We start from the raw sequence: 11,937 nt of genomic DNA on the forward strand, positions 1-11,937 counted from the left end.
GCCGCCACCGCCGTCCCGGCGCGGGAGCCGGGGGCTCGCGGGCAGCGTCCCTAAAGTGGCGTCATGGCGCGGCGCGCGGCGTTCTCACCCACGGTCTTCGTCGTGGTCGTCGTCGGCGGGGCGATCGGCGTCGCGCTGCGAGCGCTCCTGATCGTGCCGCTCGCCACGGCTCCCGACCCGCTCGCGGTGCCCCTCGTCACGCTCGGCGTCAACGTCGTCGGATCGCTCGTGCTGGGGATCGTCGTCGGGTGGCTCGATGACAGGCGGCCGCGTCTGCGGGCGTTCCTCGGCACCGGCATCCTGGGCGGATTCACGACCTACAGCGCCTTCGCCGTGCAGGTCGTGCAGCTCACGGGACAGGCGCCCGTCGTCGGCCTCCTCCTCGCCGTCGTCTCGATCTTCGCCGGGGCACTCGCCGCGGCGGTCGGCCTGCGCATCGGGCGCACGATCATGGACGTGCCGGGCGAGATCGAGCCTCCGGAGGCGGCCGAATGAACTCGTGGATGCTGCTCCTCGCGACCGCCGGCATGGGCGGCCTCGGCGCGGGCCTGCGCTACACCGTCGACGTGATCGTCATGCGCGGGCGGCGAGGCGCCTTCCCGCTCGGCATCCTCATCGTCAACGCGACGGGCTCGTTCGCGCTCGGGGTCGTCACGGGCATCGCGCCGGCGATCGGCGGCGGGTGGGGCACGATGCTCGGCGTGGGCCTGCTCGGCGGCTACACGACCTTCAGCACCGTCTCGACCGAGACCGTGCTGCTGGGGCAGTCGCGCCGCCGCGACTGGGCCTGGACGAACCTCGTCGGAACCCTGGGCATCTGCGCACTCGGCGCCGCACTCGGCATCGGGATCGGGCGCGTCATCGCGGGCATGATCACGGGCTGAGGCGCCTCCCGGCGAGGCGGGGATCGCTCTCATCGCGTGCGATACTGAGGCTCGATACATCCGCGTATCGGCCGCGCCGCCCGGCTCTCCCGAGCGACGCGGAGCCGAGCATCCGGCGAATCATCCCCAGCACCCAGCGAAGGCATCCGTGTCCAACCTCGCCGTCCTGAGCCTCAAGAACCGCGCCCTCATCGCGCTCATCACGATCGTCGCCGCCATCTTCGGCGGCCTGGCGCTGGTGAACCTCAAGCAGGAGCTGATCCCCTCGATCGAGTTCCCGCAGCTGTCGATCGTCACGGCGTATCCCGGTGCCTCGCCCGAGGTCGTCAGCAACGACGTCTCGACGCCGATCGAGACGGCGATCCAGGGTATTCCCGGATTGGAATCCACCACGGCGACGAGCTCGACGAACTCGTCGATCGTGCAGGCGTCGTTCACCTACGGCACCGACCTCTCCACCGCCGAGCAGAAGATCACGCAGGCGATCAACCGCATCAAGAGCGACCTGCCCGACAACGTCGAGCCGAACGTCGTGTCGTTCTCGATCGACGATCTGCCGGTCATCCAGCTCGCGGTCACGGGGTACGACGACGAGGCGACGATCCAGTCGCAGCTCGAGGCATCCGTCATCCCCGACCTCGAGGACATCGACGGGGTGAGCTCCGCGCAGGTCGTGGGCGGACGCGGTCAGCGCGTCACGATCACGCCGGATGCCGCGGCCCTCGCGGCGGACGGCTACACGCAGCAGGCGATCAGCGATGCGCTGCAGCAGAACGGCGTGCTCTTCCCCGGCGGCACCGTGACGGAGGGCGACCAGACCCTCACCGTGCAGACGGGCGCCAAGCTCACGTCGTCGGACGACATCGCGCAGCTCCCGCTCACGCCGTCGACGCCGCAGCAGGCCGCGGCCGGTCTCGTCACGATCGCCGACGTCGCGACGGTCGCCGAGGAGCAGGACCCCGTCACCTCGATCTCTCGCGTCAACGGCGAGCCGGCCCTCACGATCGCGGTCACGAAGCTGCCCTCGGCCAACACCGTCGACGTGTCGAAGGCCGTCACCGCCGCGATCCCCCAGCTGCAGGACGCGATCGGCGACGACGCGACCTTCACGGTGGTCTTCGACCAGGCGCCCTACATCCAGCAGTCGATCGACTCGCTCGCGCAGGAGGGCCTCCTCGGCCTCGTCTTCGCCGTCATCGTCATCCTGATCTTCCTGATGTCGGTGCGCGCGACCCTCGTGACGGCGATCTCCATCCCGACGAGCGTGCTCCTGACGTTCATCGGGATCCAGGCGTTCGGCTACTCGCTCAACATCCTGACCCTCGGCGCCCTCACGATCGCGATCGGGCGCGTCGTCGACGACGCCATCGTCGTCATCGAGAACATCAAGCGGCACTATGTCGGCGATGCCGAGAAGCTGCCGTCGATCCTGCGCGCCGTGCGCGAGGTCGCAACGGCCATCACGGCGTCGACCATCACGACGGTCGCGGTCTTCCTGCCCATCGCGTTCGTCGGCGACGTCACGGGCGAGCTCTTCCGCCCCTTCGCCCTCACCGTCACGATCGCCATGTCGGCGTCGCTCCTCGTCGCGCTGACGATCGTGCCCGTGCTCGCGTACTGGTTCCTCAAGCCGGGCAAGCCGCTCCTCGACCAGGCGGGACGCCAGATCGATCCCGAAGCGCCCGACGCTCCGCCGACGCGCCTGCAGAAGACCTACCTCCCGGTGCTGCGCTGGACGCTCTCGCACTCGTGGATCACGCTCGGCCTCGCCGTGCTCGTGCTCGTCGGCACCATCGCGGTCGCGCCTCTCATGAAGACCAACTTCCTCGGCGACTCGGGGCAGAACACCTTCACCGTCACGCAGGACGTCGGCCCCGCCGCGAGCCTCGATGCGCAGGACGCCGCCGCGCAGAAGGTCGAGGAGGCGATCCTCTCGGTCGACGGCATCGAGACCGTGCAGACCTCGATCGGGTCGAGCGGCTCCGCCCTGCGCGACGCCTTCCGGGGCGGAGGCGGCGGCATCACCTACTCCATCACGACCGAGACCTCGGCCGATCAGGTCGCCGTGCGCGAAGACGTGCAGACGGCCATCGACGACCTGGACGACGTCGGCGAGGTCACCGTGTCGTCGGGGGGCGGCGGATTCGGCTCGAGCGACATCGAGATCGACGTCACCGCTCCCGACCAGAAGACCCTCCAGCAGGCGACGGACGACGTCGTCAAGGGCGTGACCGACGCCGAGGGCGTCGGTCAGGTCACGAGCAACCTCGCGGCATCCCTCCCCTATGTCGCCGTGACGGTCGACCGCGACAAGGCCGCGCAGCTGGGGCTCTCCGAGGTCACGGTCGGCGCCCTCGTGTCGAACACGATGCAGCCGCGCGCCATCGGCACCGTCGAGATCGAGGACACCGCGCTCACGGTGTACCTCCAGGTGCCCGACGCCCCGACCACGATCGAGCAGCTGCAGCAGCTCTCGATCCCGTCGGCAGCCGGGCCCGTCCCGCTCGAGCAGATCGCGACGGTCGAGCAGTCGCAGGGGCCGACATCCATCACGACGCAGCGAGGTCAGCGCACGTCCACCGTCACGGTGACGCCCTCGACCGACGACCTGGCCGCCGCGTCGGCGTCGGTGTCGAAGGCGCTCGCCGACGTCGACCTGCCCACGGGCGCGGACGCCACCCTCGGCGGCGTCGTGACGCAGCAGCAGGACGCGTTCTCTCAGCTCGGCCTCGCGCTGCTCGCCGCGATCCTCATCGTCTACATCGTGATGGTGGCGACCTTCAAGTCGCTGCGTCAGCCGCTCCTGCTGCTCGTGTCGGTGCCGTTCGCCGCGACCGGCGCCATCCTGCTGCAGATCATCACGGGCGTGCCGCTCGGCGTCGCATCCCTCATCGGCGTGCTGATGCTCATCGGCATCGTGGTCACGAACGCCATCGTGCTGGTCGACCTCGTCAACCAGTACCGCGAGAAGGGGCTGACCTCGCTCGAGGCGACGATCGCCGGTGGCTCACGCCGTCTGCGGCCGATCCTCATGACGGCGCTCGCCACGATCTTCGCGCTGACCCCCATGGCGCTGGGCATCACGGGTCACGGTGGGTTCATCTCCCAGCCGCTCGCGATCGTCGTGATCGGCGGCCTCATCTCCTCGACGGTGCTGACGCTGCTCGTGCTGCCGACGCTGTACAACCTGGTCGAAGGCGCACGCGAGCGCCGTGAGGCGCGGCGCTCGGCCGGACCGGATGCAGCGCGCGCGGATCGAGGCGGCGACGGCGAGCCCCTCCAGCCGGTCGGTGCCGCTCGAGAGCCTGCGCCGGCCGGGGCGACCCTGACGCCCGCTGCACCCGTGCAGCAGTCGCGCCGATCGCGCCGCGGAAGGAGCTGAGCACGAGCCGGGGGCGCGAGAGCCTCCGCGTCGGCTGTGCCGAGCGGGCGCCGGTCGCGATGCGGGCTCGCCGGGCCGGGCGGGCCGGGAGCGCGGTGCGGGCAGTGCGGGCGGTGCGGGCAGGCCGCGCGGTGCGGGCCGGGCGCGTCGCGCCGACCGAGCGGCGGGCTCGTGCCTGCCGCGCCGTGCGTCGCGCGGCGTGCTGACGGGTCGACACCGGGGTCCGGCGGTGCGGCGCCCGGCGACGGAGCGCCGCGCTGAAGGTCACGAGCCACACGAAGATCAGCGCGAAGCCGACGATCTCGAGCAGCGAGAGGGTGATGGCCCCCATCACGAAGACGACGATCGTCGGGACCAGCACGATGGCGATGCCCGTGGAGGTCCAGCGCAGGGCGCGCGGTGTCCACGGGCTCGCGATCATGATCGCGAGGATGCCGAGGAACGACAGCATCGTGCCCGATGCCCCTCGCTCGTGGAGGGCGGTGTCGACATTGAGCGGCACCAGGCCGACGAGCGAGAGATGCAGGCCGAACGACGCGATGAGAGCCACGAGCATGCGGGCGACGTGGGTGCGGGCTCGCACGGCCGTCTCCACCTGGCGGCGGATCGCGGCGAGCTCCTGACGGACGCGACCCGCGAAGACGACCAGCAGGAACCCGGCTGACATCGAGCCGGCGTTGAAGGCGGTGCCGGAGAAGTCGCGGTGCGTGCCCAGCTCGCTGAAGTGCAGCCGCCACCACTCGGGCTCGGTCGTCGTGGCGGCGGCCAGAGCCGTGCCGATGACGAGCACGACGACGGAGGTGATCGCGAGGTGCTGCGCGTCGACGCGCGACCCCGAGAGCACGGCACCGTCAGTGAGGCCCCGGCGCCAGGGCGCGACGAACGCCGGCACGGGGCGCCGCGAGTACACCTCGACCGCCGAAGACAACAACCCACCCCCAGTCAGGCAAGGTGGAATAGCCCGAGTCGGGGTGGTCTCCCGAACACCACGAGCGACCCATTTCGCCTGGAAATGACGGCGAACCGTCCCACATACCGTAGCGCCCGAGCCTGAACGCGCTGAATGGCCGGGTCACACGTGGTATGAGAGCGGGTGATCCGGGCCCGTCGTCAGCGGGTGATGGGCTGTGCAGCGACCCCGAGGAAGCGGATGAAGACGGAGATCCAGGCGAAGATCAGCACGAACACGATGATCTCGAAGGCCGTCAGCCCGAAGTAGGTCGCGATGAACAGCGCGATCGATGCGACGATGCCCGCGAGGAACGCCCAGCTCGTGATGAAGAACGTGCGCGGCATCCCGGCGAACACGCGCGGAGCGGCGATCAGGAGACCGACGAACACGAGCGCCATGCCCGTCGCCGACAGGTTGTGCACGACGAGATTGACGTCGACGGGCACGATGCCGACGAAGGCGAGCATGATGCCCATCACGACGAAGACGGTCGAGACGGTGCGCGGGCTCTTCTGATTGCGCAGGATGCCGCGGTCGACGAGCGCGCGCATGTCGTTGCCGACGTACACGGCGAAGGTCGTCACGAGCAGGCCGCCCGCGATGAGCGTGCCGTTGAAGATCGCGCTCGAGAGGTCGTCGAAGGTGCCGAGGTTGCTGAAGTGCAGGTGCCACCAGTCGGGGTCGGACGTCGTGACCATGGACGTGAGAGCACCGATGAGGATGAACGCCATGAGCAGCGACGACATGCGCTGCGTCGTCATGCGCGATGCCGACACGTAGCTGAAGTGCGCCGCGAGCCCCAGGTTGACGGCCATCAGCACGGCGGCCCAGAACGGGATCATCGTGAGTCCGATGAAGGCCTGGCTCAGCACGAAGTAGAGGGCGATGGTCGCGAGGATCGCGAGGATCGTGTGCACGACGACGACGGAGACGGCGTTGACCGTGAACTTCCAGGGCGCGAGGGTCAGTCGCCACTCCTGGCCGGCCGAGTGCCGCGACCGCCAGTAGCCCGTGCCGGTCGCGGCGGCCGAGACGGCGCCCGCGATGAGGGCGGAGATCTCGCCGAACGACACCGGTCCGGAGAGGGGCAGGTCGGGCCAGATGGCGGTGACGACGAGCCCCAGGGCGGCACCGAGCACGCCGGCCGCGACTCCGGCGGAGAGACCCTCGTTGACGACGCGCAGACTGGGCGCGGCGGGGGCTGCGGGCGAGGGGACGGCGGCGTCGGCGGGCGCGACTGGATCGGGCATGCGCACAGTGTAAGCACGGCTGGATGCCGCGGGATCACCCGGTCCGGGTGGTTGCCCAGGAGAGCGACTCAGCCCCTGCTCGCGGCGTCGAACACGATGCCCCAGCGCAGCTCCCACGTCTCGCCGGGCGCGAGCCACCGCAGGCTCCGGCCGGAGTTGAAGGCATCCGCCGGCGCCGTCATGGGCTCGACCGCGACGGCGAGCGGCTGCCCCGGATAGCGATCGGTCGTGAACACCTGCACGAAGTCGAACCCCTCGCCCTGCCAGAGCGTGAGGGTGCGGCCGTCCGGGGCTGCCAGCGACGTGAGCACGAGGCCGTCGGCGTCGCGGATGAGGTCGCCGAACGCCGTGTCGAGGCTCAGTTCGCCGACGCGGCGCCCGCCGCGGAGGTCGGTCGAGGCATCCACCCCCTCCTCGCCGACGGGGATCTTCTGCTCGTCGAGCACGAAGCGCGTCGAGCCGGTCGACGTCAGCACGAGGTCGGCGGTGTCGACGTCGGCGATGCAGAGGTAGGGGTGCGTCCCGAGGGCGACCGGCGCATCCGTCGTGCCGAGATTCGTCACGGCGTGCGTGACGTCCAGGCGCATGTCGCCGACGGCATACGTCACGCTGGTGCCGAGGTGGAACGGGTAGCCGGTCTGCGGCACGACGGGTGCCGACAGGGTGAGGGATGCCTCGTCCCGCGCGACCGCCGTGTACGGGGCGAAGCGCAGCAGACCGTGCGAGGCGTTGCCGGTCGCGGGCTCGGTGATCGCGAGCTGCCGCGTCTCGCCGCGCTGCGTCCACTTCCCGTCGCGCACGCGGTTGGGCCACGGCACGAGCACGATGCCCGAGCCCGCCGGCGTCGCACTGTCGAGCGGGTATCGGGGCACGAGGTCTACGCCGTCGACGGTGAATCCCCGCAGCGCCGCGCCCACCTGGGCGATGTCGGCCGTCGTCTGGCCGTCGGCGGAGCGGAGGGCGAACTGGGCACCGGTGGGGTGGTGGGTCGACGTCATGGTTCAGCCTCTCTGCAGCCAGGGTCGGAGGGCGCGGGTCACCCAGGGAAGGACGAAGTAGGTCATGATCGGCGTCAGCAGCACGGTCGACAGCAGCACGCGGGCCCAGATCGGCCACTCGACGAATCCGGGAACGAAGCCCAGGAGATACGACGCCAGCAGGTTCGTCGGGAAGAAGCCGAGCCAGATCGTCACCGCCTGCTTCCACCGCGGCGGTGCGGACGGGATCGGCTGCTGGATCGGTCCGGTCGGCAGATCGCCCAGGTGACGCGTCTCGACGTGGGTCGCGAACGGCGCGTCGAACCAGCCCTCGATGCCGGTGCGGCGCTCGACGCGCACCTCCTTCGCGAAGGCGCGCCCCGAGTCCAGCCACCACGCGCGCTGCGGGGACTCCTCCCACGCCTCGAGGGTTGCGATGTCGCTGAAGCGGTACAGCATGTACCAGAGGTCGCTCGACTCGCCGGCGCGCACCCATCCCGATCCGAGGAAGCCGGAGAACCCCGTCGCGAGGTCGGTGCCCGCCTGCATCCAGCTCGTCGCCTCCACCGTCCGCGCGGGATCGATGCGTCGCTCGATCGCGACGGTGATGGGGTGGATGGATGCCTCGCCCTCGGCCATGCATCCATTCTGTGGCGTGAGCGGGTGCCGGGCGGGCGTTCTCCCAGGTGCGTCCGGTAGCCTCGTCTGGTCGGCTCTGGACACCGCGCTGCGCGCGCGGATGGGTTTGTGAGTCCAAGGGGCCGATGGTGGGAGCGAATCCGCTCCGACGACCATCACTGTGAATGGCCCCCGGCCGACGAAAGTCCGGGTTACTCCACGCCGCCTGAGAGCGGCGGCGCCTGCGTGCGCGTCGAGGAGTGCTGTTCTCGTGCGAGAGAACCCAGAAGGACACCCCCATGCCCAAGAGCAAGAAGCCCGCCGGCGGACGACCCGCCAAGAACTTCGAGCCGCGCTACGGCTCCAAGACCGGCTACCAGGACCGCAAGCGCCGTCCCGACGCCGGCGCGCCCGACCGCGGCGCGAAGCCCGGCAGCAAGATCCCCGGCCACCGCGGCTACCGCGCCGAAGAGGCGCAGGATGCCGCCGGCAAGCGTCGCTGGACCTCGCAGGAGAGGGCCGGGCGCGACCAGGCGCGCGGCATCCGCACGCAGGCCTCGGGCGCCTCGCCCAAGGGCCACGGCGACCGCCCCCGCTACGATCGCGACGACCGTCCCGCGCGCTCGTACGACGACCGTCCCCGTCGTGACTACGGCGACCGCCCGGCGCGTGCGTACGACGACCGTCCGCGTCGCGATGACCGCCCGGCTCGCTCGTACGACGACCGTCCCCGTCGCGATGACCGCCCGGCACGCCCCCCGCGTTCGTACGACGACCGTCGCCCGGCGCACCTCGACCGTGTCGACCGCGACGACCGCCGCTCGTTCGGCGACGCGCGCCCGTCGTACCGCTCCGATGACCGCCCGCGTCGTTCCTCCGACGATCGTCCCGCGCGTTCGTACGACGACCGCCCGCGCCGCGATGACCGCCCCGCGCGCTCGTACGACGACCGCCCGCGTCGCGATGACCGCCCGGCTCGCTCGTACGACGACCGTCCCCGTCGCGACTACGGCGACCGTCCGGCGCGCCCCTACGACGAGCGCCCCCGTCGCGACGACCGTCCGGCCCGTTCCTTCGAGGACCGTCCCGCGCGTTCGTACGACGACCGTCCGCGTCGCGACGACCGTCCGCGCCGCACAGACGGCCCGAGTCGCTCGGACTGGAGCGCCAAGCCCGCGCGTGACAAGGCCCACGAGGACCGCGTCGACGTCGTGCACGAGCGGCTGCAGGCAGAGGCCGTGCAGGCTCAGGACGTCGCCGGCACGTCCTTCGGCGACCTCGGTCTCGGCGACAACATCGTCCGCGCGCTCGCCGACCTCGGCGCCGCGTCGCCCTTCCCCATCCAGGCGTCGACGATCCCCTCGATCATCGAGGGCAAGGACGTGCTCGCGCGCGGCCGTACCGGCTCGGGCAAGACGATCGCCTTCGGCGCTCCGCTCGTCGAGTCGATCCTGCGCTCGCAGGCCGGCCAGCGCCGCGAGTTCGGCCGCTCGCCCAAGGCGCTGATCCTCGCGCCGACGCGCGAGCTCGCGCTGCAGATCGACCGCACGATCCAGCCCATCGCGCGCTCGGTGGGCCTCTTCACGACGCAGATCTACGGCGGCGTGCCCCAGGCCCGCCAGGTGGGCGCGCTGAAGAAGGGCGTCGACATCATCATCGGCACGCCCGGCCGCATCGAGGACCTCGTGGAGCAGGGCAAGCTCGACCTCTCGGACATCCGCATCGCGGTGCTCGACGAGGCCGACCACATGTGCGAGCTCGGATTCTTCGAGCCCGTGCAGCGCATCCTCCGCAAGACCGCCGACGGTTCGCAGAAGCTCCTCTTCTCGGCGACGCTCGACCGCGAGGTCGCCGGCCTCGTCGACGAGTTCCTCGTCGAACCCGCCGTCTACGAGGTCGCCGGAGAGGATCAGGACTCCGGCACGATCGACCACCGCGTGCTCGTGATCGACCACCGCGACAAGGCGGAGATGCTGACCTCGCTCGTCGACCGGGACGGCAAGACGCTCGTCTTCGCCCGCACCCGCGCGTACGCCGAGATGCTCGCCGAGCAGTTCGACGACGCCGGCATCCACGCGGTCGCGCTGCACGGCGACCTCAACCAGGCCAAGCGCACGCGCAACCTCGAGCGGCTGACGTCGGGTCGCGTGAACGTGCTCGTGGCGACGGATGTCGCGGCGCGAGGCATCCACGTCGACGACATCGATCTCGTGATCCAGGCCGACGCGCCCGACGAGTACAAGACGTACCTGCACCGCTCCGGCCGCACGGGCCGTGCGGGTCGCTCCGGTACCGTCGTGACTCTCGTGACGCGCCAGCGCCGCCGTCGGATGACGGAGCTGCTCGACCGCGCCGAGATCGAGGCGCCGTTCGAAGAGGTGCGCCTCGGCGACGACCTCATCGAGGAGCTCGCCGGACGCCAGGTCGACCCCGTCGCCTGACCCGCTGCGCTCAGCGGGGAAACCCAAGGAACGGCCGGAACAGGACGGATGCTGCGGCAGACGTCATGCGCCGGCCGTTCCTGTTCTGGTGGGCTCACGGCGCCGCGCCGCGAGATCCTCGAGCAGCTCGGCGGCTCTCGCCGCGCCGCCGGCCGCCGCAAGCTCAGCCGCGATCCGCTCGGCGGTTGCCCGGTACGAGGCATCCGTCGTGAGCGCGCGGTAGGCGCGCCCGACCGTCCGCGGGGAGGGCCGCGCACCGCGGAGGTCGATGCCGGCGCCCGCCTGCGCGACCCTCGCGGCGACCTCTGGCTTGTCGAGATCCCCGCCGGCCACGAGGAGCGGGATGCCGTGGCTCAGCGCGGCGAGCACGCCTCCCCAGCCGCCGTTCGTGATGACCGCCTCGGCGTGCGGCAGCAGCGCGTCGTGGGGCACGAAGCTCGAGACGCGGGCGTTGCGGGGCAGCGGGAGCGGCGGCTCCTCTCCGTCGGCGAGGCCGCTCGTCGCGACCACCAGGACGTCGTCGTCGGCGAGAGCCGCCAGGGCGGGCTGCAGCAGATCCCGCGGATCGACGTTCTGCGTGCCCTGAGTCACATGCACCACGCGCCGGCCTTCGAGGTCGGTCCACCACTCGGGCAGCGTTCGTCCGATCGGGGTCGAGGGAGCGAGCCGGCCGACGAAATGCAGGTGAGAGGGGCGGTCGGTGCGCTCGTGGTCGAGCGCCGGCACGCCGGTCGCGAGGATGAGCTGCCGCGAGAACGCAGCCTCGTCGAACCTGGCGGGCGACGGGCCCAGACCGGCGTCGCTCCGCACCCGCGCGAGCCGTCCCGCGACCGGCCGCATCGCGATCGGTGACAGGCGCCGCATCCATTCGTCCCGGGACCGACTCCACGCATCCTGCCCGGGCCTGAGGCCCAGTCCGTGCGGCGGACCCTCGTCGCTCGGCAGGCCGAGGGGGAGGGCGCACACCGTCGCCCACGCGCATCGCGTGCGTTCGGCCGCGAAGGCCGGACCGAGCGACGCTTCATCGCCGACGAGCACATCCCACGGCTCCCGGTACCACTCCGCCTGGAGGTCTCGCAGCTGCCCGGGCGAGGTTCCGAGGAACAGCTCCTCCAGCGTCCGAACGATCTGACCGAGCCCGCGTGAACCGCGCAGCCGGGGGAAGGTCGCGGCGACGTCGGTCTCGTCGAAGTCGGGCGCCTCGCGCCACGGGATGAACCGCGCCCCCGCGCTCTCGACCTGTCGGGCGAAGGCCGATCCCGTGTAGAAGCGCACCTCGTGCCCGCGCTCCACGAGCGCCTCGGCGACGGCGCTCAGCTGGAGCACGTGCCCCGTGAAGGGCATCGCGGTGATCAGGAAGCGCGCCATGCGGTCGATTGTGGCGTGCCGTCGGAGAAGCATCATGCCGCTTGACGGCCGGCGGTCGGACGCGC

The 11,937-nt window shown here is 71.2% G+C and carries 8 protein-coding genes and 1 pseudogene; 4 read left to right on the forward strand and 5 right to left on the reverse strand.

The genetic code is table 11. The features are described 5' to 3' along the window. The first annotated feature begins 63 nt into the window (after positions 1–63). From AAIB33_RS17020 to AAIB33_RS17030, 3 genes are all read left to right on the forward strand, one after another. A complete protein-coding gene (locus tag AAIB33_RS17020) occupies positions 64–495 on the forward strand; it encodes a CrcB family protein (RefSeq protein ID WP_345801143.1) in 432 nt (143 codons plus the stop codon). Then, the gene (locus tag AAIB33_RS17025; protein ID WP_345801144.1) at positions 492–884 is read left to right on the forward strand and encodes a CrcB family protein; all 393 of its coding nucleotides are present in this window, start codon (positions 492–494) and stop codon (positions 882–884) included. The genes AAIB33_RS17020 and AAIB33_RS17025 overlap by 4 nt, the downstream gene beginning before the upstream one ends. Positions 885–1,032: 148 nt before the next feature. Further along, positions 1,033–4,266 carry an efflux RND transporter permease subunit gene (locus tag AAIB33_RS17030; RefSeq protein ID WP_345801145.1) on the forward strand — a complete coding sequence of 1,078 codons (3,234 nt, stop codon included), beginning with the start codon at positions 1,033–1,035 and terminating at the stop codon, positions 4,264–4,266. A 268-nt stretch (positions 4,267–4,534) separates the two neighbouring features. Here the strand turns inward: AAIB33_RS17030 and AAIB33_RS17035 are convergent. The 4 genes and pseudogenes from AAIB33_RS17035 to AAIB33_RS17050 form a co-directional block, all read right to left on the reverse strand. Beyond that, a pseudogene (locus tag AAIB33_RS17035) lies at positions 4,535–5,176 on the reverse strand (DUF998 domain-containing protein); the annotation flags it as partial. A 200-nt stretch (positions 5,177–5,376) separates the two neighbouring features. Next, positions 5,377–6,468 (reverse strand): DUF998 domain-containing protein, encoded by a 1,092-nt coding sequence (locus tag AAIB33_RS17040; protein WP_345801146.1) that lies wholly within the window; start codon positions 6,466–6,468, stop codon positions 5,377–5,379. A 68-nt stretch (positions 6,469–6,536) separates the two neighbouring features. Next, positions 6,537–7,466 (reverse strand): aldose 1-epimerase family protein, encoded by a 930-nt coding sequence (locus AAIB33_RS17045; RefSeq protein ID WP_345801147.1) that lies wholly within the window; start codon positions 7,464–7,466, stop codon positions 6,537–6,539. A gap of 3 nt (positions 7,467–7,469) precedes the next feature. Next, positions 7,470–8,084: an antibiotic biosynthesis monooxygenase gene (locus tag AAIB33_RS17050; RefSeq protein WP_345801148.1), complete on the reverse strand. Its 615-nt coding sequence runs from the start codon at positions 8,082–8,084 to the stop codon at positions 7,470–7,472. A 278-nt stretch (positions 8,085–8,362) separates the two neighbouring features. On the opposite strand from AAIB33_RS17050, the gene AAIB33_RS17055 reads away from it, so the two are divergent. Then, complete coding sequence (locus tag AAIB33_RS17055; RefSeq protein WP_345801149.1) at positions 8,363–10,504, forward strand: DEAD/DEAH box helicase; 2,142 nt, start codon at positions 8,363–8,365, stop codon at positions 10,502–10,504. A gap of 63 nt (positions 10,505–10,567) precedes the next feature. On the opposite strand, the gene AAIB33_RS17060 is transcribed toward AAIB33_RS17055, so the two are convergent. Continuing rightward, a complete protein-coding gene (locus tag AAIB33_RS17060) occupies positions 10,568–11,872 on the reverse strand; it encodes a nucleotide disphospho-sugar-binding domain-containing protein (RefSeq protein ID WP_345801150.1) in 1,305 nt (434 codons plus the stop codon). Positions 11,873–11,937: the final 65 nt, after the last annotated feature.

This window comes from Microbacterium sp. AZCO, assembly GCF_039614715.1.
In the GTDB taxonomy this organism is placed as follows: Bacteria; Actinomycetota; Actinomycetes; order Actinomycetales; family Microbacteriaceae; genus Microbacterium.